The organism is Bradyrhizobium sp. UFLA05-153, assembly GCF_054185185.1.
On the sequence record NZ_JBBIAM010000103.1, the window covers coordinates 1 to 26114 of the forward strand.

The following is a 26114-nucleotide window of genomic DNA, read 5'->3' on the forward strand; positions in this document are numbered from 1 at the left end:
GGCGACATTTCCAGCCATTGTCTCAAGGGCCATTGTCCCAAAGGACAGGCGCTGCAATATCTTGCACGGATTGAGAATATACGCGATGCGGGAGTGCATTTTGATACTCTCGGCTCTATCGAGGGATTGTCCACTGTGCCCGGTATCATCCATATGGGTTACTTGATCGCCGACTGACTTTGCGTCTCAGTGCGGCGGAGAATGTCGCTCGCTGCGTCAAGAGGTGAACTTGCCAGGGCTGGTGCACGTGGTCGACGACGACGCTCCGTTTCGGACGGCGATCGAACGCCGGCTGAAGCTAGCCGGCTATGATGTCGCAACATACGCATCGGCGCAGGAGCTGCTCGACCGATTACCTGACCCTGACAGGCTGGGATGCGTCCTGCTCGACGTGCAGATACCGGGGCTGAGCGGTCCGGAGCTGCAACGCCGTCTGATCGAGCTTGGCTCGGTGCTGCCGATCGTCTTCCTCACCGGCCACGCCGACACGGCAACGACCGTGCGGGCCATCAAGGCTGGCGCCGAAGATTTTCTGACCAAGCCCGTCTCGTCGGAGCAGTTGATCGACGCCATCGAGCGCGCAATGACCCGGCATGAAGCCGCACGTAACCAGCGCAGCAGGCTCGACTCGCTCAAGGCGCTGGTGGCCGCGCTGACCCCCCGCGAGCGGCAGGTGTTCGATCTGATCGTGCGCGGCAAGATCAACAAACAGGTTGCTCACGAGCTCGGAACCACCGAGCGCACCGTGAAGGCGCATCGGCATCAGGTGATGGAAAAGATGCAGGTCCATTCACTTGCGGAACTGGTGTCGATTGCGGAGCGCCTTGGGATGCTTGATCCCAAGGGCGATCGGAGCGACTAGTCGGGGTCCGTTCGTCGGGGCTGTGCCGGATACCCTATACCCAGGGACAATATGAAATGTGAACGACGACGTGCTCTATGGGAGCGTACCAGCCCTACCTGGCTTGTTGGCTCCTCATTCACCAGAAGGCCCGACGCTCGTGCCGACCCGCAGATCCGTGTTCATTGTCGACGACGATGCGTCAGTGCGCATCAGCATCAAACGGCTTCTGCGCGAGCACGGGTTTACGACGCTGTTGTTCGACTCCGCGGCCGCGCTGCTCGATCATGCCGAGTTCGAGAGCGCCATGTGCATCATCATCGACATTGATCTGTCCGATCAATCCGGCATCGACCTGCGTCGGCGGATCGCAGACAAGGGCGTCTCGGCGCCCGTGATCTATATCACCGGAAACGACTGCGAGAGGAAGCGCTCGGCCGCGGTCGCATCGGGATGCGTGGCTTACCTGAGCAAGCCCTTTGCGGCGCAATCACTCGTCGATCTGATCGAACGCGCCGGCGAAAGCAGGATCTAGAGTCGCTTTCGCGCCTGTTCATTCCTCGATGTCTTGCTCCAGCGTCTTCGCCGGTGCGCCCTTGTGAACCGAAGCGAATTGGGCCAGCGGCATCGAGGTCGTGAGCGCCAGAAGATTGGAATCGACGATCTCGAGGACTAGCGTCTTTCCCCCTTCCATCTCCTTGATGATCTTGGGATCAGCGACATCCGCGGCGATGCAGGCATTGGTCAGGCACCAGCTATAGGGCACCTGATAAGGGCTGCCCTGGTCGACGGTCAGCTTGGCCGGATGTTGCAGGTACATACCGACCGGCACGAACAATTGCAGCCGTGCCGTGCGGTCGCCGTCGCGCTCGATCAGGTCCACCCGCACCGCCATTTGCCCGGTCGGAAACTTTCCGGTGATCGATGTCCGGCACAGCGTCGGCGCGCCGCCTGCCTTGAAGCAGAGTTTTTGCCAATCGCCGTAGGTGATGTCCTTGGCCTCGCGCTGGCCGCGCGCTGGCGCTTCGGGTGTTTTTTTGGCTGGTGCGCTCTTTGGTGCCGCGGTGTCGAGTGTCGTGGTGGCGACAGCCATGGTGACGAGCAAAAGCCCCGCGACACGATAACGAGCGTTGCACATGGTTCGCCTCCAAGCCTCGGGCGTCCGGTTTATTTCTGCGCGTCGAGAAACTTCGTCACCAGCGGAGACCAGATCGGCACCGCATCGGGCGAGCCGATGAAGAAGTGTCCTTCGTTTCCGAACGGCGGCATCAAGTGGTATTCGGCGTTGCCTCCGGCAGCGACGAAGGCTTCGTGCATGCGTTTCGTCAGAACCGGCCCGAAATAAGTGTCGTTCTGGATATAGATCCACAGCATCGGCACGCGCGAGGTGCGGCCGAACTCGCCGGTCTGTGCGACGAGCTTGTCCGGCGCACAATTGTGATTCGGCAAGCCGCCAACACGGCCGCCGCGGCCTCCCGCAAAGACGATATTGGCTTTCACCTGCGGGGGATTGAAGCTTGAGAGCGCGATCGACGCCCAACCGCCGGCCGATTGCCCAACGACGACGACGTCCTTCGGCACGATGCGCTTTTCGGCGGCCAGATAGTCGATGATCCAGAGGTCGACTTGCGCCACCGCGAGCCCGGGATCACGGAAGTTCGGGTGGGTGCATTTGCCGACCTTGGAGAAGAACGGGCCGTAGATCCCGCGTTCAGGGATATCGATGGCGGAGGCGCCATATCCCGTGCCGACAGGGGCCAGCACGAAGTTGCCGCGCCTGGCAAACCATTTGGCGGCATCGCGGAATTCCACCAGCGGGAAGAAGCTGCGGTCGGTCGGGTTGAGTGAGACGCCGTGGTTCATGATCACGAGCGGGAAGGGGCCGTCTCCTACCGGACGCACGACATAGGCGAACATCGGAAGCTGCAGAGGTAGTGCCCAGACCTCCTCCTGAATGGGACGATCGTCGGCCGCAACGACGTGCGACGGCGCAATCAGGCCGACACACACAAACAGCAGCAGGGCTGTCAGGCTTCGTAGGGTTTGCTGACGCATGGCTCAGCTCTCCATTCCTTCAGCCCGCGAAAGTGGAGGCGACGATGATCGGCTCCGCGGCGAGTATGGTGGCGGACCGGCCTGCGAGGACGATATCGTCGCCGGCCTCAAGCACGGTCTGGAGCTGCGGTTTGACGTCGCTTCCCTTGCGGACGATCCGTTCGAGGACGGTTCGGCTTCCGATCTTCTCTTCGATCGACCCGACGGTCAGACCTGCGGCGATCGTGACGCGGTAGGCCGTGGTGCCGATCGCAAATTCGCGGATCTTGATGCGGCCGAGAATCGTCCCGAGCGCGACCGCCAACAGCAGAAAGATTTCCGGAGCGGTGGAGATGATCCACCTGATGGTCTCCATGATCGCATTTCCCCCGGGTGCGTTTGCGGAAAGTCAGTCCCGAAAAGCGGCTGAATGCTTGATCCAGATCAAGCCTCGCTGAGGGTAAGGCGTTGCCTATGACATCATGTGCGACTTGCGACAGCCGATATCCCGGACATGGGCGCTCTGAATATCGCCGCCGGTTCGTCGATACGCCGCGATGAAACCGTCGAGATCGTGCTGCTGCTCGCGTTCGCGGGCGGCTACATTGATGCCTATACCTGGATCAAGACAATTCCCAATCTCGCGCTCGGCGTTCCCGTGGTCGCGCGTTTGGTCGTAGTGCTGTGCTGCGAAGCCAGACAATCGGAGGTGCGCGTATGAATGGACCATCCGAGCCGCGCGCGGGCTGGATACGGTTCTTTCCGCCGTCCGGCTGGCTCGCCGCCTATCGCGGCGAGTGGCTGGCCTCGGACGCGATCGCCGGCGTCACGCTCGCCGCTTACGCCATTCCGGTCTCGCTCGCCTATGCCGCGTTGGCCGGCCTGCCGCCGCAGGTCGGTGTCTACGGCTATCTGCTCGGCGGCATTGGCTATGCGCTGCTCGGCTCGTCGCGGCAGCTCGCGGTCGGCCCGACCTCGGCGATCTCGCTGATGATTGCCGGCACCGTCGGTGTGCTCGCCGGTGGGGACGCGGTGCGATATGCGCAGATCGCGAGTTTGTCGGCGTTCGCGGTGGCGGTCTTGTGCTTCATCGCGTGGCTGTTCAAGCTCAGCGTTCTCGTCCGCCTGGTCAGCGACAGCATCCTCGTCGGCTTCAAGGCCGGAGCCGGGCTCACCATCATCATGAGCCAGTTGCCGAGCCTGCTCGGCGTTGCCGGCGGCGGCCACAACTTTTTCGACCGCGTCATCAAGCTTGCCGGCCAGCTTGGCGGGATCAATCTGCTCATTCTGGCGATCGGCGCGGTTGCGCTTTTGCTCCTCCTGCTTGGCGAGCGCTTTCTGCCGGGACGGCCGGTCGGTATCACCATCGTGGCGCTGTCGATCGCGGTTGCGACACTCCTCGGCTTTGCGTCCCATGGCGTCCCCGTGACCGGCAAGATTCCCGAGGGGCTACCTGCAATTGGGGTGCCGACATTTGGTCTTCTGGAATTCGACGACCTCTTTCCGCTCGCGGCAGGATGCGTGTTGCTGGCCTACATCGAAGGCGTTTCAGCGGCGCGCAGCTTTGCTGCCAAGCACGGTTATCCCCTCGACGTGCGGCAGGAATTCTTGGGGCTGGGTGCTGCCAACCTCGCCGCAGCTTTCGGTCACGGCTATCCCGTCGCCGGCGGCCTGTCGCAATCCGCCGTCAATGACAACGCGGGCGCGCGGACGCCGCTGGCGTTGATCATCTGCTCGGTGACGCTTGGCCTGTGTCTGCTGTTCTTCACGGGGCTGTTGACCAACCTACCTAAGGCCGTGCTCGCGGCCATCGTCTTTGCCGCCGTCTACAAGCTGGTGGACGTCCGCGCGCTGCTGCGGATGTGGCAGGTCAGCCGGATCGACTTCTACGCTGCGGCGATTGCCCTTGTATCAGTGCTGCTGCTCGGCATCCTGCAAGGCGTCCTGCTGGCATCGATTGCCTCGATCTTCCTGCTGCTGGCGCGTGCCTCGCAGCCGAACGTGGCGTTCCTCGGCCGGCTGCCCGGCAGCGGCCGTTACTCCGACAGCGCGAGGCATCAAGGTGTCGAGCCCCTCGTCGGTGTCATCGCGTTCCGGCCCGAAGCTTCGCTGCTCTACATCAATGCCGAGACGATCCTCGATACGGTCCTGATCGCGCTCAAGAGGTCGCCTGACATCCGGCTGGTCGCATGCGATCTCTCGGCATCCCCCTATATTGACCTCGCCGGCGCGCGCATGTTGCGCGATCTCTATGACGAGCTCGCGACACGGCGGGTCGCTTTCTGCATCGTCGGGGCACATGCGCAGTTGCGCGACCTGTTGCGGGCCGAAGGGCTGGCGGAGAAGACCGACAGCGGCCAGTGGCTGCGCTCGCTCGACAGCGTTCTCGGCGAGGGGCAGCCCGATGTTGCCAAAAGAGCGCTCTGATCTCCCGACTGCTTCCTTATCGTTCGCCGAAACTGTGTTGCATTGCGAAGGGACGACGCCTGCGCAGTCAAAGGCTTCATTACATCGCAGATGACCGTTGACTTGGATCAATGGAGCACTCCGCGCTGCACCCACGATCCCGCGTCACCTTTGCCGCTGGGATCGGGAGAGACACATGTCCAAGGACACGAAGCTTGCGCAAAAGCGCATTGATCAGTTCTTTTCCGGACCCGGAGCGCGGGCGGACGACTGGCGCGATCTGGTGGAGGCTGCGAAGGCATGGACCCGTGGCGGCGATCGCGCGAAATATGATGCAGCGCTCGCCGATCTGTCGGTGACTGAGGAGTTTCACGGCTACCCCGGCCTTCAGCTGATGGCAGCATTGCGGGAGGCCGCTTCAGCGGGCGATGCGGCAACGTCACTGGCCCATGCAACACGGATCACACAGGCGCTGACGACAAGGTCGTTCCGTCAGCACGCCGGCGACTGGAATCTCAAGGACGAGGGCAACGGGGACGCGCCGGATCTGGTGCCGCCCACCTTCGGATCGCACGCGGCGCGGCGGCCGTATTTCGAGACTTTGATCGTCACGGGCCTCTCGTCCAGCCAATGGCCGGCGCTCGCCGCCGAATGGCGCAAGCTGCGTCGCCCGGTCGATTCGTTCGTCTATGAGCCGGTCATCGTCGGCAGTCTCGAAGACGCGTTCTGCGCTAGCATGCTCAATCCCAACATCGCGGCCGTCGTCATCAACGAGGGCTTCGGCCTGCGCTCGCGCCACAATGCGCCGATCCTCCGCTCCATCACGGCCGCGGCCGGTCTCAACGATGAATCCGACGCGGATGCACTCCGGCTCGCCCATATCATCAAGCGGGTGCGGCCCGAGCTCGACATCTATCTGATGTCCAACCGCGATGTTGAGGAAATGGCCGGCAACCCCGAAGCCAACGTGGTCCGCCGGATCTTCTACTCCATCGAGGAGCTCCTCGAGCTGCATCTGTCGATTCTCGAAGGCATCCAGGATCGCTACGACACACCGTTCTTCGACAATCTCAAGAAATACGCACAGCGCCCGATCGGCACGTTCCACGCGCTGCCGATCGCCCGCGGCAAGTCCATCTTCAAGTCCGACTGGATCCGCGACATGGGCGAGTTCTACGGCCCGAACCTGTTCCTGGCCGAGAGCAGCGCGACCACCGGCGGCCTGGACAGCATGCTGGAGCCGACGGGCAACATCAAGAAGGCGCAGGAGAAGGCGGCGAGGGCGCTCGGAGCTGACCGCGTCTTCTTCGTCACCAACGGCACCTCGACCTCCAACAAGATGGCGGTGCAGGCGCTGCTCGCGCCCGGCGATATCGCCATCGTCGACCGCAACTGCCACAAGTCGCACCACTATGGAATGGTGCTTGCCGGCGCCCAGCCGCTCTATGTCGAAGCCTTCCCGATGACGGAATATTCGATGTATGGCGCGGTGCCGCTGAAGACGATCAAGCAAGCGCTGTTGGGCGCCAAGGCCGACGGGCGGCTTGATCGCGTCAAGATGCTTGATCTGACCAACTGCACCTTCGACGGCCACATCTACAACACCCGCCGCGTGATGGAGGAATGCCTCGCCATCAAGCCGGACCTGATCTTCCTGTGGGACGAAGCCTGGTTCGGTTTTGCGCGGTTCTCGCCGTTCCTGCGGCGGCGCACCGCGATGGGCGCCGCCAACGAGATCGAGGCGTGGATGCACGACCCGAAGTCGGTCGCGGCCTATGAGAAGCAGCAGGCGGAGCTCGGCAAGAACCCGTCGGACGAGGTTCTGCTCAAGACCCGGCTCATCCCCGATCCGCGCCAGATCCGACTGCGCGTCTACCAGACGAATTCGACCCACAAGTCGATGTCCGCGATCCGTCAAGGCTCCATGCTCTCGGTCAAGGACGTCGAATTCCACACGGTCGAGCAGCAATTCAAGGAGGCCGTGTTCACGCATGCGTCGACCAGCCCCAACCAGCAGCTCATTGCCAGCCTCGACATATCGCGGCGCCAGATGGAGCTGGAGGGCTATGGTCTCGTCGCCAACGCGATGGAGATCGCATTCGCGATCCGCCAGGCCGTCAACAACAATCCGTTGATCTCAAAATACTTCCGGATCCTCGGCGCTGACGTCATGGTGCCGGCGCAATACCGCCAGAGCGGCTTCACCGACTATCTTTCAGCCGGCGTGAACTGGGTGAATACGCTCAAGAGCCTCGACGAGGACGAGTTCTGCCTCGATCCAACCCGCATGACGCTGGTGTGCGGCATGGCGGGTTACGACGGCACCCAGTTCAAGGGCATCCTCGCCAACGAGTACAACATCCAGGTCAACAAGACTTCGCGCAACTCGGTCCTTGTCCAGTCCAACATCAACAACACCCGCAGCGACGTCGCGCATCTCATCCGCGTCCTCGCCGAGATCGCTGGCGAGGTCGATCGCGGCCTGGCGCAGGGCGGTGCTAACGCGAGGAAGACGTTCGAGGCCCGGGTCAACAGCCTGATGAAGGATGTGCCCGACCTGCCGAACTTCTCGCATTTCCATCCCGCGTTCCGCGGTGATGCCGGTAGCAAGACCAACGAAGGCGACATCCGCAGTGGATTCTATTCGGCCTATGACGCGGCGGGTTGTGAACACATTCGCCTCAACGATCCAGAGATCGACCGGCGACTGAAGGCGGGGCCCGAGCTCGTCTCCGCCAATTTCGTGATCCCGTATCCGCCGGGCTTCCCGATCATGGTGCCGGGGCAGGTCATCACACAGGAGACCATCGACTTCATGCGCAAGCTCGATGTGAAGGAGATCCACGGCTACGACGCGAAGGAAGGGCTGAAGCTCGTGCGCACCGAGGCCTTGGCGAAGATCGGTCGGCCCAAGCCCGGCGCTCAGCCGAAGCTGAAGGCCGCCTCTTGAGATGAACAGGGGACGTGCCGTCTCGGGCATTTTGCTCACCGTGTTCGGCTATTTCGCGATGATCCTGGCTTAACAGTCCGACGTCAAAACCAAAGGGGAAACCAAAGTCATGAAAAAACTTGCCATCCGCGCCGCCCTGGTCGCCTTGCTCGCAGGCGTTGCCGGTTTCAGCACGCCATCACGGGCCGAGACCGGCCAGGTCGCAGTCGTCTTCACCAAAGGCGGGCTGATCGTCGGGGTCGGCGGTGGCGAGGGTGTGCTGACCTTGCGCGGAAAGAGTTATCCATTCACGGTATCGGGCATGAGCGTAGGCTTCACGATTGGCGCCTCGACGACAAAATTTGTCGGACGAGCACTCAATCTCAAGGGGCCAGCGTCCATCGAGGGCTCATATGCGGCGGGTGGAGCGGGCGGCGCGGTTGCCGCGGGCGCCGGTGCCGTTCAGCTGCAAAACGCCAATGGCGTGATCCTGCAACTCACCGGGCCGAAGGTCGGTGCCGAAGTGTCGGCTGCGGTCGGTGGAGTCACCATTCGGCTGAAGTAGTTTGGTGATCGCAGCCTGACGGAACACTGCGTTTTGTCCAAATGCTTCGGTTCCGTTGATCTAGGTCAAGTTCTAGCACGACCAGCACCCGACGGTAACGTCAGGTGCTGGTCGCTTGTCGCGCGGCATCATCGAAGAGCGAACGACGGCACCCCAATCAATGGAGGAGACGCCATGCTTCGTTATCTTCTCGCTGCTCTTGCGGCGCTCGTTCTTCTCACGACCTGCCTCGTTCCAGACGATGCCTTCGCGCGCCGGGGCGGCGGTGGTGGCGGCTTCCGCGGCGGCGGTGGCGGTTTCCACGGCGGTGGTATGCGCGCAGGCGGTTTCGCAGCTGGTGGGTACCGGGGCGGCGCCGTTCATGCCGGACGTATTGGCGGTGGCGGCTATCGCGTCGCCGGAGGCGTGCGTCCGAGCCATCCGATAGCCGGTCGTCCGATCGCAGGCCGGCCGGGTTATCCGGGGCGTCCGATCGCCGGCTATCCCGGTCGTCCGGGCTATGGCTATGGCTGGCGCGGACCCGCTTATGGCGCCGCTGCTGTCGGAGCCGCAGCGGCCGGTGCGTATGGTGCCTACGGCTATTACAACAACTACAACAACAACGGCTGCTATCAAGACTCCTACGGCAGTTGGGTCTGCCCGCAGCAATATCCGTATAACTATTGAGACAAAGGACTGATCAGGCCGCCACCGCGCGGCCTGTTCCGCTCAATAGCGCTCCTGGACGAATTTCAGCCCGCGCAGGCTGGCCTGATCGTTGTAACGGCCCTTGTCCGAGCGCGGTGGCAGCCTGATCTTGTCTTTCTTGACGCGCTTGTAGGGGATTGCCTCGAGCAGGTGCGCGATGCAGTTCAGCCGCGCTCGCCGCTTGTCGTCCGAGCGGATGATGTGCCAGGGCGCATGCTTCGTGCTGGTCTTCCTGAGCATCAGGTCGCGGGCTCGCGAGTAGTCATACCAGCGCCGGTAGGATTCCAGATCCATCGGGCTCAGTTTCCACTGCCGCACCGGATCGTCGATGCGGGCCCTGAATCGGCGCTCCTGCTCGTCCATCCCGACCTCGAGCCAGATCTTGACGAGGATGATGCCACCTTCGATGACGTATTTTTCCATCTGGGGGCACAGGCCGAGAAATCGATCGTGCTCGGCGGGCGTACAGAAGCCCATCACATATTCGACGCCGGCGCGGTTGTACCAGCTGCGGTCGAAGATCACAATCTCGCCACCGGCGGGGAACTGCTCCATGTCTGTCTCTTATACACATCGATGTGTATAAGAGACAGGAACAGGACGATCACCCGGAGCTTCTTCTCCCTCACATAGTCCTGGAGATGGCAAAGATCGACCTGGAGCTTTTCGAGCTCCTTCTCGTATTCCTTGCGCTTCATTCGTTTGTCGGACTCATCATCCTTGGCCATGCCTGTCCTTTCGCTGTTGCGCTCGAATGCGGCCGAATGGCCGTCAATCGTCTCCCCAGGAGATGGTGACGCCGATATCGCCGGGGACGCCGCCGGGAAAATCGATGATCTGGTAGGCGATGCGATAGCCGCGCGGCTTCAGGTGGTCGGTCCAGAGCTGGAAGATCTCCTTGGGGATGCCGGTCAGCGTGTTCTCCCAGCCCTTTTCCCGCTGGTTGATGGCGCGGCCCTTGTCGGTGCACAGCGTGTTGGGGAAGCGATAGACCTGGACCTCGGTCATGCCGTTTCGCACCGCACGCTGGATGATGGTCGAGGCGAGCTTGACCTTCTCTTCCTCGGTCTTGCCGGACGGCTTGGTCAGCCGCTCGATCAGGGCGTGCTTTTCGGCCTCGGCGGCGGCGGCGAGGCGGGCATATTCCTCGGCCTTCTGGGCCTCCTTGAGGGCTGCTTCTTTGCGGATCTGCGTGGCACTGGGAATGAGATCATCGAGGCCGGGCATGGCTGACGGCTCCTGATTGGGTGTTGGCAGTTCGGCGTTCGCGGAAAGCTAGGCGCGGCGGCAAGCCTTCCCTTGATTCAAATCAAGCAAAATCCACACTGGGGTAGTCAGAGTGGCCGCAACGCGATGCGCAACTCCGCTCCAGATTGGGAGAGACCATTGAACGACCAGCTTCATCCGATGGCTCCGCACCATCTGCCGTTCTTTCTCGCGCCTGGAAGCGGGGTCGACCCGCTGATGGTGGTGATGGGGATATTCCTGATTGGCACCGTGCTCTGGGTCGGCACGCTGTATTGGAAGCTGCATAGCATGCCCGAGCGGATGGCGCACAAATCGCAGAAGCTGCAATTCGAATTCGTCGCGGTGCTCGGCCTGATCTCGCTGTTCACGCATATGCATATCTTCTGGGTGGCGGGCCTGTTGCTTGCGCTGATCGACATCCCCGATTTCGGCACGCCGCTGCGCAGCATCGCCGACTCCGTCGAAAAGATCGCCGATGCGACGCCGGGAGAGGCCGGCGAGACCACATCGACCTCACAAACCGGCGATGCGGCGGTCAGCCCGCCGCCGGCAGACAAGTCCAGCGTCGCGAAGGAGAAGGAGCACAGCCATGTTTGAGCTCATGTTCTGCTCGCTCCTCACCATCGTGCCGGACTATCTCTACCGCCGCTATGTCCAGGGCAAGCGCTTCGGCAAGGAGATCACGTTCTTCTCGGTCTGGTACGAGTTGCGATGGGGCATCACGGGTTGCCTGATGCTCACGGTGTCGCTGATCACCATGATCTTCTATTTCCACCCGGCGACCGACTCGGCGACGCTTTATTTCCGCACCGTGCCCATCCTGCCCGAAGGATCGGGGCGGGTTGCGGAGGTCAAGGTCGGCTTCAGCCAGGACGTGAAGAAGGGTGACGTGCTGTTCACGCTGGACAGCTCCAAGCAACAGGCCGCCTACGAGACCGCCCGGCGGAAGGTCGCGGAGGTCGATGCCGCAATGACGACGGCGCAGTCCGATGTCATTAAGGCCGAAGCCCAGATCCAGGAAGCCAAGGCCAACTATCAGCAAGCCAAGGACGAGCTCGACACCAAATCCGAATTGCAGCGCCGCAACCCCGGCATCGTGCCGCAACGGGACATCGAAAAGCTCCAGGTGCTGGTCGATCAACGGCAGGCCGGCATCGATGCGGCGACCGCCGTGAAGGAGTCGGCCGCCTTGCAGGTGTCGACACTCCTGCCGGCCCAGAAAGCGAGCGCTCAAGCCGTTCTCGAGCAGGCCCAGGTCGATCTCGACAAGACGATCGTCCGCGCCGGGGTCGATGGCCGGGTCGAGCAATTCCTGCTTCGCGTTGGTGATGTCGTCAATCAGTTGATGCGGCCGGCGGGTGTGCTGATTCCGGAAGGCGCCGGCAGAAAGGTGCTTCAGGCCGGCTTCGGTCAGATCGAGGCGGGCGTCATGAAGGAAGGCATGGTGGCGGAAGCGACCTGCATATCCAGGCCATGGGTCATCGTTCCGATGGTGGTCACGACGGTGCAGGACTACATCGCAGCCGGACAGTTCCGCGCCGGGGAGCAGCTGCTCGAAGCGCAAAACGCCGTGAAGCCCGGCACGATCCTCGTGTTCCTGGAGCCGCTCTACAAAGGGGGCCTCGAAGGCGTGACACCGGGGAGTAGCTGCCTCGTTAACGCCTATACCAGCAATCACGAGGAGATTTCCGCAAAGGACACCAGCACCGGCCGGGCCATCGCGCTGCACGTCGTCGACGGCGTCGGCCTCGTGCACGCGCTGCTGCTGCGGATCCAGGCGCTGCTGCTGCCGATCAAGACGCTCGTGCTGAGCGGCCACTGACACCGAGGAGGGCTCGGCAAAGCCGTTGGCCGTCGCCCGTTTTGCGCTAGAATGAGATCAAGGTGCAGCCGGGCGAAGCTGCTGAGGAAGAGGATGAGCGGGCGCATCCCGATCGTTGCTGCGGTCAGGCGGGGCTGGCGGGCGGCGGCCGCACGGCTCTGTCTGTGCGTGCTGGTCTTGGCCCTTGCCGGGCTCGGACCGGCGAGGGCTGCCGATCAGGGCCAGCCCAAGCGCGTGCTGCTGCTGCATTCCTTCGGACGGGAATTTCGTCCGTGGAGCGAGTTCGCGCGGGCCATCAAGGCCGATCTCGAGCGGCAGGCGCCGTGGCCGCTGGACATTCAGGAGCACACGCTTCTGACGGCGCGGTTCAACAATCCAGGTCCTGAAGAGCCCTTCGTCGATTATCTGCGCTCGCTCTACGAGAGTTGTCCGCCGGATATCGTCGTCAGCGTCGGGGCGCCTGCGGCAAGATTCGCCCAGAAGTACCGCAAGCAGCTTTTCCCCGCCACACCGATGGTCCTGACTGCGGTCGAGCAGCGCCTGGTCGATCGCACGGGACTGACCGACAACGACACGGTTATCTCGATCCACAATGACTTTCAGGCAATTTTTGCCGGCATCCTTCATGTCCTGCCCGCCACGCAGACGATCGCCGTCGTGCTGGGGGCCTCTCCCGTTGAGAAGTTCTGGCTTGAGGAGATCAAGAAGGATGCGAAGCCGTTCGAAAACAGGGTGTCGTTTGATTGGTATTCGGGGCTTTCGTTCCGGGACATCCTCAAGCGCGCCTCATCGCTTGCGCCGCACACGGTCTTGTTCTGGGGCCTGATGTCGGTCGACGGGGCAGGCGTCACGCATGAAGGCGACATCGCCTTGCGCCAATTGCGAGCTGTCGCCAATGCGCCCATCTTTTCCTATCAGGATGCCTTCTTCGATGGCCAGACCGTCGGTGGCCCCATGCATTCAACGGCCGCAACCAGCCGGAAGACGGTCGACGTTGCTATCCGTATCCTCGGTGGCGAGAAGCCGGGCAACATCAAGATCGAAACGCTCCAATTTGTGCCACCTCGATATGACTGGCGTGAGATGCAGCGCTGGGGCATCAGCGAAAGCAGTCTACCTCCTGGCAGTGAGGTCCTGTTTCGCGAGCCGAGCGTTTGGGAGATATATCGCTGGCAGATGGCGCTGATCGCAGCGGTGATCCTGGTGCAGGCCGGCCTGATCAGCGGCCTGCTTCATGAGCGCTGGCGTCGCCGCGTCGCGGAGGTCGAGTCGCGTCAGCGCCTGGCGGAGCTCGCGCACGTCAACCGCTACGCGGCGGCCGGCGAGCTGACGACGTCGATCGCGCATGAATTGAACCAGCCGCTTGGCTCTATCCTCACCAACGCCGAGACGGCCGAGCTTATGCTGAAGGGGGCTTCCCCCAATCTCGACGAGATCAGGGAGATCCTTGCCGACATCAGGCGCGACGATCAGCGGGCCAGCGAAGTGATCCGCAGGCTGCGCAGCGTGTTGAAGAAGACACCGTTCGAGATCGCCGATATCGATCTGAACGAAACCGTCGGCGAGGCGATCGGATTTCTGACCGCCGTGACCGACCGGCACAAGATCGCCCTGAAGTTCACACCCGTCGCTAGCGCGCTGCGCGTCAGGGGCGATCCGGTCCAGCTTCAGCAGGTCATTCTCAACCTGATCATCAATGCGATCGACGCGATCTCCGAGGCGGAGGCGAAGATGCGGGAGGTGACCGTCACGACGGCGCTGTCCGGCTCCTTCGCAGAAATCAGGATCGGCGACAGCGGACCCGGCATAGCCGCCGGCGATCTCAAGAACGTCTTCGATCCCTTCTTCACCACCAAGCCGCAAGGCATGGGCATGGGTCTCGCCATCGCCAAGACCATCATCGAGGCCCATCGCGGACAGATCATCGCGGAGAACAGGCTGTCGGGTGGTGCGCTGCTTACGATCAAACTGCCGCTCACGCGCTAGATCGGTCGCAGGACCTTCGCGCCGCAACAATCGGGCATCCGCTTTCTTTGATCTTCGTCAAAGAACGCATTCGTCCCGGCCCGATGCTCCCTGCCGAAATGCCAAGGGAGGGCGTGCAATGTTTCGCTGCGGCAAGATCCTGATCGCGCTTGCGCTGATGATGGCGATGCCCGTCGCCGCATCGGCGCAGACCCCGGCCGCCCCGAGCACGTCGGCGCCGCCAGCAAGTCAGGCGCCGCCAGCAAGTCAGGCACAGCCGGCCGCGGAGCTGTTGAAGCCAGAGCAGCTCGAGGCGCTGGTCGCGCCGATCGCGCTCTATCCGGACGAGCTGCTCGCCAACGTGCTGGCGGCATCGACATATCCGCTGGAGGTCGTGCAGGCCGATCGCTGGCTGAAGGAGCGCAAGAACGTCAAGGGCGACGCGCTGAAGGCAGAGGTCGAGAAGCAATCCTGGGACGACAGCGTCAAGGCGCTCGCCAGCACGGCCGATGTCCTGACCATGATGAGCGACAAGCTCGAATGGACCAAGAACCTCGGCGACGCCTTTCTCGCGCAGCAGCCGGACGTGATGGATGCGATCCAGCGCCTGCGCAACAAGGCCTATGACAACAAGATGTTGGTCACGACCAAGCAGCAAAAGGTCAGCGTCCAGACCCAGGAAAACAAGCAGGTGATCGTCATCGAGCCGGCCGAGGCCGGTACGATGTACGTGCCCTATTACGAGCCGGCGACCGTCTACGGCGCGTGGCCTTACGCCGAATATCCGCCGTACTACTTTGGATATCCTTCGTATATCGGCGCAGGCGTGGTGGCGGCGGGTCTCGCTTTCGGTACCGCCTGGGCGATCGGACGCTGGGGCAACTACTGGGGCGGCGGCTGCAACTGGGGCAACCGCAACGTCTACGTCAATCACCGGACCACCAACATCGCAAACGGCTGGCAGCACAATCCGGCGCATCGCCAGGGCGTGCGCTACAATAACGTGAACGTGCAGCAGCGCTTCGGCAACACCAACATCAAGGCCGGCGCGGCCGACCGGATGGATTTCCGCGGCCGCGATGGCCAGCAGGTACTGAAGCCCGGACAGGATCGGCCAGGCGCCGGAGATCGTGCAGGAGATCGTGCGGGCGATCGTGCAGGGGACCGCGCAGGCGATCGAGCGGGAGATCGCAGCGGCGATCGCGCAGGTGATCGTGGTGGAGATCGCGCGGGCGCCGGCGATCGCGCCAAGGGCGGCGCGGACCGTGCCAAAGGTGGCGGCGATCGCGCTGGCGCGAAGGGCGGTGGCGACCGCGCCAAGGCCGCCAACCGCGGCGGCGCCAGCGCGGGCAATCGCGCCGCAAATGTCAACCGCGGCGGTGGCGGCAATCGCGGTGGCGCCATGAACGTCTCGTCCGGGCGCGCGGCTGCCGCAGCATCGGCACGCGGGCGCTCGAGCATGGCGAGCATGCCCCGTGGCGGCGGCGGTGGCTTCGCCGGGCGCGGCGGTGGTGGCGGAATGGCGATGCGCGGCGGTGGAGGAGGCGGATTTGGTGGAGGCGGGCGCGGTGGCGGCGGTGGCCGACGTTCGGACATCGCGCTGAAGCACGACATCGTGCTGCTCGGTCATCTCGCCAATGGCCTCGGCTACTACCGCTTCAGCTATCTCGGCAGCCATAAGGCCTATGTCGGCGTCATGGCGCAGGAGGTCGAGAGCGTGATGCCGGACGCGGTGACCCGCGGCAACGACGGGTACTTGCGCGTCTACTACGAAAAGCTCGGTCTGAAATTCCGCACGTACAGCGATTGGCTCGCCGGCGGCGCAAAAATCCCTGCGGAGGTGACGCCATGATCGGTCTGAATGCGCTTCAACGCGCGGCCTTGCCGGCCGTCATGACGCTCGCATTGTTCAGCTTGCCATCGCAAGCGCAGCAAGCGTATCCGACTCCGGAGGATGCAGCCGCAGCGCTCGCCGCGGCTGTGAAGAGCGGACCGAGCGATATCCTGAAAGTGCTCGGCAGGAACGCCGACGACATCGTCTCCTCCGGTGACGAGGTTGCCGACGCCGACATTCGTCAACGCTTCACGTCGATGTACGACGCCAAGCATGCGATCAAGGCGGAGGGCAACAAGAAGGCCACGCTGATGCTCGGCCCGGACGATTTTCCGTTCCCGATTCCTTTGGTCAACTCCAAGACGGGCTGGGAATTCGACGTGGACCAGGGGCGGATCGAGGTGCTCTATCGCCGCATCGGCCGCAACGAGCTCGATGCGATCCAGGCCGCGCTCGCCTATGTCGATGCCCAGAACGACTACGCCGAGAAAGACCGCGGCGAAGGCGTCGGCGTCTATGCGCAACGCATCGTCTCGACGCCCGGCAAGAAGGATGGGCTGTTCTGGCGCGACGATAGTGACCCAAGCCCGCTCGGCGAATTTGTGGCGGAAGCCTCGCGCGAGGGCTACAAGGTGGACGGGCAGGGCGCGCCCTATCACGGCTACTATTTCAGGATCCTCAAGGGGCAGGGTCCCAACGCCGCCGGCGGCAGCCTCGACTATGTCGTCAAAGGCAAGATGATCGGCGGCTATGCGCTCGTCGCCTATCCCGCCGAGTACGGCAATTCCGGCGTCATGACCTTCGTGGTCAATCACGGCGGGACCGTCTACCAGAAGGATCTCGGTCCGCGCACCGAAAGCATTGCCAGCCGCATGATCTTGTTCAATCCGGACCAGACCTGGAAGAAAGTGGATGCCGCAAAACAATGAGAGGATAACGCGGCGCTCCTTCCTGTGTTGTCTGGCGGCAACGATATTGCTCGCCTTCGTCATGCCGGCGACGCCGTCCTTTGCACAGGCAGCCGGCCACGTCCGCGTCAAGATCGTGAAAGCGGGCCTCTTGATCGGCGGCGGCACCGGCCGCGGCGTGCTGACCTGGCGGGGCCGCAACTATCCGTTCAGCGTGTCCGGTCTCAGCCTTGGAATCACGGCCGGAGCCACGATCAGCCGCCTGGATGGCTGGGCCTCCGGCATCCGTGAGGTCAAGGATTTCACCGGCACCTACAGCTCGGTCGGCGGCGGCTTCGCACTGGTCGGCGGCGTCAACGGCGTCCATTTGCGCAACGAGAAGGGCGTGACGATCGTGCTGCAAGGTCCGAAGGCCGGGATGGAAGTCGCCGCCAACCTCAGCGCGATCACGATCTCCATGAAATGAGCCGGGCCTGAATACGCCCCATCCGGATTCCATTGAGCATCGGAAGCAGGCGTTCAAATTGAACGCCTGAAGGAACGTCTGACGCGCATTCGCCGCCCGGACCGCGCGTCGGCTGCGAATAACATGATGTTAGGTTTATCGCATAACTGGGTAATTGTGTTAGCCCGCCGAAAGCCTATTGTTGCAGCGAACCAGACACGTCCCGGCAGTCGATAAACGCAAGCGGAAAGCCCGCCGCGCGATCGGACAGTGCTGCCCAACATATCCATGAAGCCCGCTCACGGGACGCCAGCAAACAGGTCGGAGGAAACTTGCACATGACCACGGCTCGAGCGATCCACGACATGGGTCAGTCCAAGAAGGCTGCTGCGAGCGGCTGGATTGGATCGGCGCTTGAATATTATGACTTCTTTATCTACGCGACGGCAGCGTCGCTGATCTTCCCGCAGATCTTTTTTCCGTCGGACAATCCGACCGTTGCCATCGTCGCATCCCTCGCAACGTACGGTGTCGGATATGTGGCCCGCCCGATCGGTGCCTTCGTTCTCGGGCACTGGGGCGATACCCATGGCCGCAAAACAGTTCTCATCGTCTGCATGTTCCTGATGGGCATCTCGACGATGGCCGTCGGCATCCTGCCGACATACCAGCAGGTCGGCATCTGGGCGCCGATCCTGCTCGTCACCTTACGTCTCGTGCAGGGTTTTGCCGTTGCCGGCGAGATCTCCGGCGCAAGCTCGATGATCCTTGAGCATGCGCCATTCGGGCGGCGCGGATTCTATGCGAGCTTCACGCTCCAGGGCGTGCAGGCCGGACAGATCCTTGCGGCGGCGGTCTTTCTGCCGCTCGCGGCCTACATGCCAACCGAAGCCTTCAACAGCTGGGGTTGGCGGATACCCTTCCTGCTCAGCTTCTTCGTCATCGTCGCGGGCTACATCATCCGCCGCGAGGTCGACGAGACACCTGCCTTTGCCAGGGAGGATGAGCGCGGAGAAACCCCGCGGGCTCCGATCATTCAGGCCATCAAGCTGAACTGGAAGGACATGCTCAGGGTCATCTGCATGGCGCTGATGAATGTCATTCCGGTCGTCACGACGATTTTCGGCGCGGCCTATGCAGTCCAGTCAGCCTACGGTATCGGTTTTGCGAAGGACGTCTATCTCTGGATTCCGGTCCTCGGAAACATGCTGGCGGTGTTCGTCATTCCCTTCGTCGGTAATCTGTCCGACAAGATCGGCCGCAAGCCTCCGATCATCGTCGGCGCGCTCTGCTCCGGCCTGCTCGCATTCGGCTACCTCTACGCAATCAGCATCAGGAACGTGCCATTGGCGATCCTGTTGTCGCTGTTGATGTGGGGTGTGGTCTATCAGGGCTACAACGCGATCTTCCCGAGCTTCTATCCCGAGCTGTTTCCGACGCGCACCCGGGTTTCGGCGATGGCGATCTCGCAAAATATCGGCACGACCATCACCGCGCTGCTTCCCGCTTTGTTTGCGACCGTGGCGCCTCCCGGCTCGGCCAACATCCCGGTCACGGTGGGCGCGATCGCCTTTGGCATCACGGTGATTGCCGCCCTCGCAGCGGTGACTGCCAGGGAGACATACCGGATCGGCCTTGACGATCTCGGCAAGCCGGATGCCGTTCCGATGCCAAGGGCGGACTATGAGCGCAGGCGCGCGGAGACCGCGAACGGGGCCGCGGCCGTTCCGACCTGACGGCCAGGGAAGAGAGGTCACGCGATGATGATGCAAACATCTCGCATATCGCCGTCCTCCCGCATATGAGAGAAACGACTGCCGCTGCGGCCAGACAGGCCAGCAGCGGCAGGCTTCACGGAAGTCCCGTGACGCACGATGTCGAATTTCACCGGCGTGCGCCGGACGGCATATCGCCTGCCAAGGAGTTGAGAGATGAATCCCGTTGTTGTTGCTGTCGCAATCACCGGTTCCGTTCCGCGCAAGAAGGACAACCCGGCAGTGCCGATCGTGCCGTCCGAGCAGATCGAGTCGACGCATGCGGCCTTCGAGGCCGGCGCGACGCTGGCGCATATTCACGTTCGCAACGACGACGAAACGCCGTCCTCCGATCCGCAGCGCTTTGCAGAGGTGCAGGAGGGCATCAGGAAGCATTGTCCGGGGATGATCGTTCAGTTCTCGACCGGAGGGCGCGGCCGCGATCCGTCGGCGCGCGGGTCGGCGCTCTATCTGAAGCCGGACATGGCGTCTCTCTCGACCGGATCGGTGAACTTTCCGACCATCGTCTACGAGAACAGCGCCGCTCTGGTCGAGCATCTCGCCACCGGTATGAAGGCAGGCGGGATCCGCCCCGAAATCGAGATCTTCGATCTCTCGCACCTCCATGGCGCGCGCCGCCTGATCGAGGCGGGACTGATCGACGAGCATCCCCACGTGCAGTTCGTCATGGGTGTCAAGAACGCGATGCCGGCGGACGAGCACGTGCTCGACATCCTTCTGGCGGAACTCAAGCGGCTGATGCCGAAATCGACGTGGACCGCGGCAGGGATCGGCCGTCATCAAGCCGAGGTCATGGGCTGGGCGCTGTCGCGGGGCGCCGACGCGGTTCGCACCGGGCTCGAGGACAACATCAGGATCGACAAGAACCGTCTGGCGAAGAGCAACGCGGAGCTCGTGACTTTCGCTTGTGAGGCGGTTGTTCGCCACGGCCGACGCGTCGCTACACCGGCGGAGGCAAGATCGGCGCTGCGGATCGCGAGGTAAGTCACACGATCAGCCGTCCCCGTCGCGCCGCAATCCCGATCGCGACCTCTGCGCCGGCGTTGAACTCCAGCCGATCGGCTTCGATACCGTCGCTGAAGATGACGCCGTTTTCCGGCATCAGCGAGCGGATGCGCAATTGTTCTGCGGAGGCGAGACGGCCGCAGACGAGACCCACTTGCGAGTTGCGGCTGGGGAAGGGCTCGCGCACGGCAAAGCGCAGCTCCGGCGCGTCCCAGGGCAGGGCGTCGTAAGCCACAGGTTCAGAGGGCTGGCCGAACTGGCCGGCGATCGCGAGCGAGCCGGTGACGATGCTCTTGAACCAGGCTGTCGAGCCGAGCCCGGTCGAGACGATCAGCCCGCTCGAGGATTGCCGCTCCTTCGTCTCGCCGGTCGCAATCTCGTAGATCGCGGAGGTGTGCGTGCGGGCACCAATGAAGAGGTCGTTCACGGCATGGAGGACCTGGCCGTCGGAGAGCCGCGCCTCTGCCATCGTCACCGCCTGGCTGTCGCGCTTGTCGGCAGCGACCTCGGGCAGGAGCTTTGCGAGGTCGCGCGGCGCAAAGGGCAGGAGGATGCCGTCGTAACGCGCGGGGTCCGGGTTGAGCCCGATCAGCGGATGGCCGTCGAGATATTTCATGGTGTTGGCGACGACGCCGTCCTGGCCGAGCGCGACCACGATGTCGGAGGGCGCGAAGATGAAGTTCGGCAGGAAGCTGCGCTCGATCACCTGGTAGCGGCCCCATTGTTCCAGCACCCGCAAAGAGAGGTGCTGCTGCGTGCGATAGACCTCGTGCTCGCGCTCATAGTCGGAGAAGTCCGCGCCGAGATGCTCGACATAGAAGCGCGCCTGCGCCGCGGTCAGGTAACGCGCGACTAGGTCCTCCAGCCTGGTCTTGCGCGTCACCAGCACGATCTTGCGGTCATTGCCGGCGGGCATTGGTGGCCTCCGCCATCTTGGGCTTTTCCATCAACTGGCTGAGCAGGTCCGGCGAGACGTTGAGCTGGCCGATCTTCTCGGCCTTCTCGGCAATGCCGGTGAAGGCCTGCGCGATGAGCTGGCCCGGCTGCATGCCGGCAGAGGCGAGCGCCTGGATCACGCGGGTGTCGACGCCCTCGAAAATCTTCATCAGCGCACCGACGCGATAGGCTTCGGCATCGGCCAGCGTGCGGGTGTTTTCGGCGTTGAGCCCGACGAAGTCCTTGCGCTTGCCTTCGAGGGCGATGTCCGCGACCATGCCGGCCTGGCGCAGCTCGTTCTTCTTGGCGGCGACGCTGGCTTCCGCGTCCATCTGCGTCTCGCGGATCGAGCGCTTCTTCTGCTCGACCGCGATCTCGGTGTCGAGCTCGCTCTCGCGGATGGCGCGCTCCTGCTCGACCGCAAAATTGCGGCGGGCGAAGATCGCTTCGTCGGCGTTCTTCAGGATCGCTTCGCGCGCTTCGGCCTCCAGCGCCTTGGCGGTGTCCGGCGTCGGCTTGATGCCGCGGATGGAGACGCCGAGGATTTCGAGGCCGAGGGAGGCGATGTCGGCGCGGGCCCGCAAGCCACCTGCGATGATGTCGGCGATGCGGTCGGAGGCCTGAAGCGCCTCTCTCAGCGTCAGCTCCTTCACCGCCTGCTGGGCCAGCACCTCGACGGTGCCGAGGATGCGCTGCGGCAGCTTTTCCGGATCGTCCGTCTCATAGGTCTTGCCGTCGCTCTTCAGCGTGAAGTCGAGCATCGAAGCCGCCTTCTTCGGCTCGCTGACGCGATAGGTGACGTGGCCCTGGACGGTGAGGGTCTGAAAGTCGCGCGCGATCTGCTGGAAGATGAAGGAGGCGTCGCGGCTGCCGATGGGGACGGCGACGAGCGAGGTGGCCGGCGCGTAGTAGAACGCGGATAGTCCCGCCCCCTCGGCGACCACGGTGCCGGCACGGTACTTCATGAGATAGGTGGTGGGCTGGGCCTTGATGAACCTGACGCCGAACATGGTCCTCTCCTAATAAGTTGGGTTGAGCAACTAATTAAGTTGCACTGTACAACTAAGTCGGTTACTGTCAAGCGACAAAAGAGGGGAGGTCGCAATGGCGCAGAAAGATCAAGCCCAAGGCACTGAGAATTCGGGACAATTGGATTTCCCGCGGCCGCTGGCCACGGTCGACGTGGTGATCTTTGCGATCCGGAACGAGGGCCTGCACGTCCTCCTGGTGCAGCGGCCGGCCGGCGCTGGCGAGCCGTTCCCGCTCGCCTTCGCGCTGCCGGGCGGCTTCGTCGATGTCGCCAAAGACCGCGATCTCGAGGCCTGCGCGGTGCGCAAGCTGAAGGAGAAGACCGGCGTGACCAGCCCCTATCTCGAGCAGCTCGGAAGCTGGGGCAGTGCTGGACGCGACCCGCGCGGCTGGTCGGCGACGCACGCCTATTTCGCGCTGATGCCGGAGGAGGCGGGCCGGGCCGCGCTCGCACCTGACGCGCAATGGTTTCCAGTCGTCGCGGGCAAGATCAAGCCGAAGCTCGCCTTCGACCACGGCGAGATCCTCACGGCTGCAGTCGAGCGCCTGCGCAACAAGGTCGAATACACTTCGCTGCCGGCCTACCTGATGCCGGCGGAATTCACGCTGCCCGATCTCCAGCGGGTCTACGAGATCGTGCTCGACCGTCCCTTGGAAAAGAGCGCCTTCCGCACGCGGATTCTCTCAGCCGACATGATCGAGCCGATCGCCAAGATGCGGCGCGGCCCGAACCGGCCGGCGCAGCTCTATCGCCTGAAGAAGGGCAGGGAGCCGGTGTATTTCGTCCGCACGTTCAATCCGCCGGAGTGAGCGACCTTACACGAACTGGCTAGGTCTCGCCGGTTCCGGCGGATCGACGACAAACCCTTCGCAGACGATGAGGCCGTCGATCAGCCTGAACTCTAGCCTGTCGTAGCCCGGCATCGTCTCGCCAGGCTTCGGCGGCAGCAGGGCGATGCGACCTTGAATGCACAGCACGGACTGCCCGGCGCCATGCCACATCCTGCTTCCGGTCTCCTTCCAGCGCCGGCGAATAAGCGTCTCGCGATCACAGAGATCGTCGGATTTCGCGACGGCGGCCGGGGCGATGTCGGCTTTGGCGGTGACCGCCTCGACTGGGGCCGTTTCGATGGTGTCGGCCTCGACGAGCTCGACCTCGACCACGTCGGCCTCGACAGCGATGGCTGCGAAAGTCTCCGCGGCATCGGGATCAACCGCACCGGTCTCGAAGGTTTCGATGAGAGGGGGAGCAGTCTCGACCGCCTCGGGGTCAATCGCATCGGGCTGAGCGGCCTCGCTCTCGGTCTTGATTTCAAAAGGCGCCGTCTCAATTGCGTCGACCTCGATCATATCCGTCTCGGCGCAAGCGAGCGGGAGAACATCGGTCTCGGCAACAACGGCCTCGGATGAATCCCCTGATGGCGCGACATGAGCCGCAACGTCGTCGGCGTCACGCGCGACGGTTTCGACTTTCTCGGCCTCAGCCGCGCCGGCCTCGGCGATTGCGACAAGAGGCGTCTGAGCAGACTCGATTTCAGCTGTCGCGGCCTCAACGGGGAGATCATCGCTTTCAACGGCCTCGATCTCACTCTGGGAGAGGTCGTCGGACGCCATTGCAGGGGGGGCAACATCGCATACGCTAGTCGTGACCGACTCATCTGCGTCGATCGCCGCGATGTCAGCCTCCGCGGTTGCGGTCTCAGCGACGTCAGTCGCAGGAGCCTCCATCTTCCCAGCCTCGGCGCTTGCGGCAAGGGGCGTCTGAGGAGACTCGATTTCAACTATCTCGGCCTCAACGGGGAGATCGTCGCTTTCAACGGCCTCGATCTCACTCTGGGAGAGATCGTCGGACGCCATTGCAGGGGAGACGACATCGCATACGCTTGTCGTGGCCGGCTCATCTGCATTGAGCTCGGAAGCGCCAGCCTCCGCGGTTGCGCTCTCGGCGACATCAGTCGCGGGAGCCTCGATCTCCCGAGCTTCGACAGCGTCAGTCTCGGCGGGCTCGGCCGCAGCGGTCGCGGTTCCATCGGAAGCCGCCTGCACGGCGTCGGGTTCAACCGCTTCCGCCTCGACCGCGCCGGGCGCGCCATCGTCCTTCGTGACGTCCGCAGCCGGAGCCTGAAACTCGCTGACAACCGGTTCGTCGTTCTTTCGGCCGCGCAGCAGCGACTTGAACTTCGCGAATGCAAATTCAACCGCCGGGATCCGGCGCAGCGCTATCGCCAGTCTCGTGAGGACTGGGAGCTGTTTGGGAGCATACTCGGCGTGAGACATCAGTGATTCTCGAAACGAGCAAGAGTTGCCCGCGACGCGCGGGACTGTCAAATCGCGCGCTGATGGCCGTTGTCATCATGTCAATGCCATTGTGGCGGATAGGGTCATACCGCGTTCGCAGTGCAGCGCGGGTTGGAGATGGTGTATCCGGGAATGACCGGATCGGTCGGATCCGGCCCTGGGGCGGAATACGTCGCTTGAAATTCGATACGAAGCTGATTGGCGTCATGGCGGTGCTCGCCGTCACCCAACTCGTCGGATGGGGGACGATCGGGCTTCCCGCCATCGTCGGGCGCGATCTCGCGGCCGATCTCAATATGAGCCTTCCGGCGGTATTCGCGGGGACCTCGGTTCTGTACGTCGCGATGGGGCTGTGCGCGCCCTGGCTCGCAAAATCCTTCACGCGGCATGGCGCGCGCCGTGTGATGATGGTGGGCACGGTCGTGACCGCGCCGGGCTTTGTGCTCCTGTCCTTCGCGCACGAGCCGATCCTTTATTTCGTGGCCTGGATCGTCCTCGGTGTGGCCGGCAGCGCCACGCTCTCGACCGGTGCCTACATCATGCTGAACGAAGTGGCCGGCCCGCGCGCCAAGAACGCGATCGGCGCATTGATGTTGGTGACGGGCCTTTCCGGCAGCATCTTCTGGCCGACGACGTCGTTTCTGAGCAGCCTCGCCGGCTGGCGCGGGACGTGTCTGGTTTATGCGGCCATGATGATCGTCGTCTGCCTGCCGCTCCTGGCCTTCGGTGCACCGCGCCGGCGCAAGGCGAGTGAGGAAGTTGCCGCGAAGGCGCGGGACGTGCCGGCTTCTCCAGTTCCCAGGAGCACCTTCCATCTCGTCACGTCCGCGGTTGCGCTGAACGCCTTCGTGAACTTCGGCTTGAGTGCCGTCTTCATCGAGCTCCTGAAGGCCGAGGGGCTGTCGCCGGCGGAGGCCGTCGGCTTCGGCTCCACGCTGGGCGTAATCCAGGTCAGCGCGCGCGGCATCGATTTCCTCGGCGGCGGACGCTGGGACGGGATCACGACCGGTCTGGTTGCGGGCACGGCGCTGCCGCTTGCCATGCTGCTCCTGATGGCCGGCAATGGCGCATATTGGGTCGTTGCGCTCTTCATCCTGCTCTATGGCCTCGGCAGCGGCGCGATGGCGGTGGCGCGGGCGACGATCCCGCTCGTCTTCTACGACCAGACCGAATTCGCCAAGGCGATGTCGATGATCGCCCTGCCGGTCAATCTTGCCGCAGCCGTCTCCCCGCCGGTTCTCGCAGCCCTGCTGGTCCATTTCGGCAGCCGCGGCCTGCTCGGCCTGACCATGCTCTGCTCATGTGCAACGGTGTTGATCCTGATCGCCCTTGGCCGCCGCCGGCCACGAGCTGCGACGGCTGCTGCGGCGTGACGTCGTAAGACGAT

Annotated in this window: 23 protein-coding genes and 2 pseudogenes; 17 read left to right on the forward strand and 8 right to left on the reverse strand. The window is 63.3% G+C overall.

Going from position 1 to position 26114, the window contains the following annotated elements; translation table 11 throughout:
• The first annotated feature begins 229 nt into the window (after positions 1–229).
• Together Q2941_RS38835 and Q2941_RS38840 are read left to right on the forward strand one after the other, a co-directional pair.
• The gene (locus tag Q2941_RS38835) at positions 230–862 is read left to right on the forward strand and encodes a response regulator transcription factor (RefSeq protein ID WP_458195800.1); all 633 of its coding nucleotides are present in this window, start codon (positions 230–232) and stop codon (positions 860–862) included.
• A 139-nt stretch (positions 863–1001) separates the two neighbouring features.
• On the forward strand, positions 1002–1376 hold the full coding sequence (locus Q2941_RS38840) for a response regulator transcription factor (protein WP_027521016.1): 375 nt from the start codon (positions 1002–1004) through the stop codon (positions 1374–1376).
• Between the two features lie 18 nt (positions 1377–1394).
• Here the strand turns inward: Q2941_RS38840 and Q2941_RS38845 are convergent, their stop codons facing one another.
• From Q2941_RS38845 to Q2941_RS38855, 3 genes are read right to left on the reverse strand one after another with little or no spacing between them, the layout of a single operon-like run.
• Entirely contained in the window at positions 1395–1979 is a 585-nt protein-coding gene (locus Q2941_RS38845) for an invasion associated locus B family protein (protein WP_458195801.1), read from the reverse strand.
• A gap of 29 nt (positions 1980–2008) precedes the next feature.
• Entirely contained in the window at positions 2009–2896 is an 888-nt protein-coding gene (locus Q2941_RS38850) for an alpha/beta hydrolase family protein (protein WP_458195802.1), read from the reverse strand.
• 19 nt (positions 2897–2915) lie between these two features.
• The gene (locus Q2941_RS38855; RefSeq protein ID WP_458195803.1) at positions 2916–3251 is read right to left on the reverse strand and encodes a hypothetical protein; all 336 of its coding nucleotides are present in this window, start codon (positions 3249–3251) and stop codon (positions 2916–2918) included.
• Positions 3252–3389: 138 nt separating this feature from the next.
• Between Q2941_RS38855 and Q2941_RS38860 the strand changes: the two are divergent.
• From Q2941_RS38860 to Q2941_RS38880, 5 genes and pseudogenes are all read left to right on the forward strand, one after another.
• Positions 3390–3500, forward strand: a pseudogene (locus Q2941_RS38860) (DUF1275 domain-containing protein); the annotation flags it as partial.
• Between the two features lie 92 nt (positions 3501–3592).
• A complete protein-coding gene (locus tag Q2941_RS38865) occupies positions 3593–5302 on the forward strand; it encodes a SulP family inorganic anion transporter (protein WP_458195804.1) in 1710 nt (569 codons plus the stop codon).
• 175 nt (positions 5303–5477) lie between these two features.
• Entirely contained in the window at positions 5478–8231 is a 2754-nt protein-coding gene (locus tag Q2941_RS38870; protein ID WP_254113142.1) for a decarboxylase, read from the forward strand.
• A gap of 109 nt (positions 8232–8340) precedes the next feature.
• Positions 8341–8775, forward strand: coding sequence for a hypothetical protein (locus Q2941_RS38875; RefSeq protein WP_254113141.1), 435 nt, complete (start codon positions 8341–8343; stop codon positions 8773–8775).
• Between the two features lie 174 nt (positions 8776–8949).
• Positions 8950–9441: a hypothetical protein gene (locus Q2941_RS38880; protein WP_458195805.1), complete on the forward strand. Its 492-nt coding sequence runs from the start codon at positions 8950–8952 to the stop codon at positions 9439–9441.
• Between the two features lie 42 nt (positions 9442–9483).
• Here the strand turns inward: Q2941_RS38880 and Q2941_RS38885 are convergent.
• A pseudogene (locus Q2941_RS38885) lies at positions 9484–10190 on the reverse strand (polyphosphate kinase 2 family protein).
• Between the two features lie 43 nt (positions 10191–10233).
• A complete protein-coding gene (locus tag Q2941_RS38890; protein ID WP_458195806.1) occupies positions 10234–10689 on the reverse strand; it encodes a hypothetical protein in 456 nt (151 codons plus the stop codon).
• A gap of 180 nt (positions 10690–10869) precedes the next feature.
• Here Q2941_RS38890 and Q2941_RS38895 point away from each other — a divergent pair, with 180 nt between their 5' ends.
• The 8 genes from Q2941_RS38895 (at position 10870) to Q2941_RS38930 (ending at position 20443) form a co-directional block, all read left to right on the forward strand.
• Positions 10870–11307, forward strand: a complete 438-nt coding sequence (locus tag Q2941_RS38895; RefSeq protein ID WP_458195815.1) for a hypothetical protein — start codon at positions 10870–10872, stop codon at positions 11305–11307.
• A complete protein-coding gene (locus tag Q2941_RS38900) occupies positions 11300–12532 on the forward strand; it encodes an HlyD family secretion protein (protein WP_458195807.1) in 1233 nt (410 codons plus the stop codon). The genes Q2941_RS38895 and Q2941_RS38900 overlap by 8 nt, the downstream gene beginning before the upstream one ends.
• Positions 12533–12625: 93 nt before the next feature.
• Positions 12626–14518, forward strand: a complete 1893-nt coding sequence (locus Q2941_RS38905; RefSeq protein ID WP_027521003.1) for a sensor histidine kinase — start codon at positions 12626–12628, stop codon at positions 14516–14518.
• 118 nt (positions 14519–14636) lie between these two features.
• A complete protein-coding gene (locus tag Q2941_RS38910; RefSeq protein WP_458195808.1) occupies positions 14637–16349 on the forward strand; it encodes a DUF3300 domain-containing protein in 1713 nt (570 codons plus the stop codon).
• Positions 16346–17260: a DUF2950 domain-containing protein gene (locus Q2941_RS38915; RefSeq protein WP_027521001.1), complete on the forward strand. Its 915-nt coding sequence runs from the start codon at positions 16346–16348 to the stop codon at positions 17258–17260. The genes Q2941_RS38910 and Q2941_RS38915 overlap by 4 nt, the downstream gene beginning before the upstream one ends.
• Entirely contained in the window at positions 17244–17705 is a 462-nt protein-coding gene (locus Q2941_RS38920) for a lipid-binding SYLF domain-containing protein (protein ID WP_027521000.1), read from the forward strand. Before Q2941_RS38915 ends, Q2941_RS38920 begins: the two co-directional genes overlap by 17 nt.
• A 317-nt stretch (positions 17706–18022) precedes the next feature.
• Positions 18023–19420 (forward strand): MFS transporter, encoded by a 1398-nt coding sequence (locus Q2941_RS38925; RefSeq protein ID WP_027520999.1) that lies wholly within the window; start codon positions 18023–18025, stop codon positions 19418–19420.
• A gap of 195 nt (positions 19421–19615) precedes the next feature.
• Positions 19616–20443: a 3-oxoadipate:acetyl-CoA acetyltransferase gene (locus Q2941_RS38930; RefSeq protein WP_027520998.1), complete on the forward strand. Its 828-nt coding sequence runs from the start codon at positions 19616–19618 to the stop codon at positions 20441–20443.
• Position 20444: 1 nt separating this feature from the next.
• On the opposite strand, the gene Q2941_RS38935 is transcribed toward Q2941_RS38930, so the two are convergent.
• Together Q2941_RS38935 and Q2941_RS38940 are read right to left on the reverse strand one after the other, a co-directional pair.
• Positions 20445–21380, reverse strand: coding sequence for a diacylglycerol kinase catalytic domain-containing protein (locus tag Q2941_RS38935; protein WP_458195809.1), 936 nt, complete (start codon positions 21378–21380; stop codon positions 20445–20447).
• Entirely contained in the window at positions 21364–22410 is a 1047-nt protein-coding gene (locus tag Q2941_RS38940; protein ID WP_458195810.1) for an SPFH domain-containing protein, read from the reverse strand. The genes Q2941_RS38935 and Q2941_RS38940 overlap by 17 nt, the downstream gene beginning before the upstream one ends.
• A 94-nt stretch (positions 22411–22504) precedes the next feature.
• Here Q2941_RS38940 and Q2941_RS38945 point away from each other — a divergent pair, with 94 nt between their 5' ends.
• A complete protein-coding gene (locus tag Q2941_RS38945) occupies positions 22505–23239 on the forward strand; it encodes an NUDIX hydrolase (RefSeq protein WP_027520995.1) in 735 nt (244 codons plus the stop codon).
• Between the two features lie 6 nt (positions 23240–23245).
• On the opposite strand, the gene Q2941_RS38950 is transcribed toward Q2941_RS38945, so the two are convergent.
• Positions 23246–24475, reverse strand: a complete 1230-nt coding sequence (locus tag Q2941_RS38950; protein WP_458195811.1) for a prolipoprotein diacylglyceryl transferase — start codon at positions 24473–24475, stop codon at positions 23246–23248.
• 419 nt (positions 24476–24894) lie between these two features.
• Between Q2941_RS38950 and Q2941_RS38955 the strand changes: the two genes are divergently transcribed.
• On the forward strand, positions 24895–26100 hold the full coding sequence (locus tag Q2941_RS38955) for an MFS transporter (RefSeq protein ID WP_027520993.1): 1206 nt from the start codon (positions 24895–24897) through the stop codon (positions 26098–26100).
• Positions 26101–26114: the final 14 nt, after the last annotated feature.

Excerpts from the sequence above, each read along its gene's own strand:
- Q2941_RS38900 (WP_458195807.1), top strand. The coding sequence starts at position 11,300 with ATGTTTGAGCTCATGTTCTGCTCGCTCCTCACCATCGTGCCGGACTAT.
- Q2941_RS38855 (WP_458195803.1), bottom strand. The coding sequence starts at position 3,251 with ATGGAGACCATCAGGTGGATCATCTCCACCGCTCCGGAAATCTTTCTG.
- Q2941_RS38845 (WP_458195801.1), bottom strand. The coding sequence starts at position 1,979 with ATGTGCAACGCTCGTTATCGTGTCGCGGGGCTTTTGCTCGTCACCATG.
- Q2941_RS38935 (WP_458195809.1), bottom strand. The coding sequence starts at position 21,380 with ATGCCCGCCGGCAATGACCGCAAGATCGTGCTGGTGACGCGCAAGACC.
- Q2941_RS38875 (WP_254113141.1), top strand. The coding sequence starts at position 8,341 with ATGAAAAAACTTGCCATCCGCGCCGCCCTGGTCGCCTTGCTCGCAGGC.
- Q2941_RS38890 (WP_458195806.1), bottom strand. The coding sequence starts at position 10,689 with ATGCCCGGCCTCGATGATCTCATTCCCAGTGCCACGCAGATCCGCAAA.
- Q2941_RS38870 (WP_254113142.1), top strand. The coding sequence starts at position 5,478 with ATGTCCAAGGACACGAAGCTTGCGCAAAAGCGCATTGATCAGTTCTTT.
- Q2941_RS38945 (WP_027520995.1), top strand. The coding sequence starts at position 22,505 with ATGGCGCAGAAAGATCAAGCCCAAGGCACTGAGAATTCGGGACAATTG.
- Q2941_RS38850 (WP_458195802.1), bottom strand. The coding sequence starts at position 2,896 with ATGCGTCAGCAAACCCTACGAAGCCTGACAGCCCTGCTGCTGTTTGTG.
- Q2941_RS38910 (WP_458195808.1), top strand. The coding sequence starts at position 14,637 with ATGTTTCGCTGCGGCAAGATCCTGATCGCGCTTGCGCTGATGATGGCG.
- Q2941_RS38930 (WP_027520998.1), top strand. The coding sequence starts at position 19,616 with ATGAATCCCGTTGTTGTTGCTGTCGCAATCACCGGTTCCGTTCCGCGC.
- Q2941_RS38905 (WP_027521003.1), top strand. The coding sequence starts at position 12,626 with ATGAGCGGGCGCATCCCGATCGTTGCTGCGGTCAGGCGGGGCTGGCGG.
- Q2941_RS38915 (WP_027521001.1), top strand. The coding sequence starts at position 16,346 with ATGATCGGTCTGAATGCGCTTCAACGCGCGGCCTTGCCGGCCGTCATG.
- Q2941_RS38940 (WP_458195810.1), bottom strand. The coding sequence starts at position 22,410 with ATGTTCGGCGTCAGGTTCATCAAGGCCCAGCCCACCACCTATCTCATG.
- Q2941_RS38895 (WP_458195815.1), top strand. The coding sequence starts at position 10,870 with ATGGCTCCGCACCATCTGCCGTTCTTTCTCGCGCCTGGAAGCGGGGTC.
- Q2941_RS38920 (WP_027521000.1), top strand. The coding sequence starts at position 17,244 with ATGCCGCAAAACAATGAGAGGATAACGCGGCGCTCCTTCCTGTGTTGT.
- Q2941_RS38880 (WP_458195805.1), top strand. The coding sequence starts at position 8,950 with ATGCTTCGTTATCTTCTCGCTGCTCTTGCGGCGCTCGTTCTTCTCACG.
- Q2941_RS38865 (WP_458195804.1), top strand. The coding sequence starts at position 3,593 with ATGAATGGACCATCCGAGCCGCGCGCGGGCTGGATACGGTTCTTTCCG.
- Q2941_RS38925 (WP_027520999.1), top strand. The coding sequence starts at position 18,023 with ATGACCACGGCTCGAGCGATCCACGACATGGGTCAGTCCAAGAAGGCT.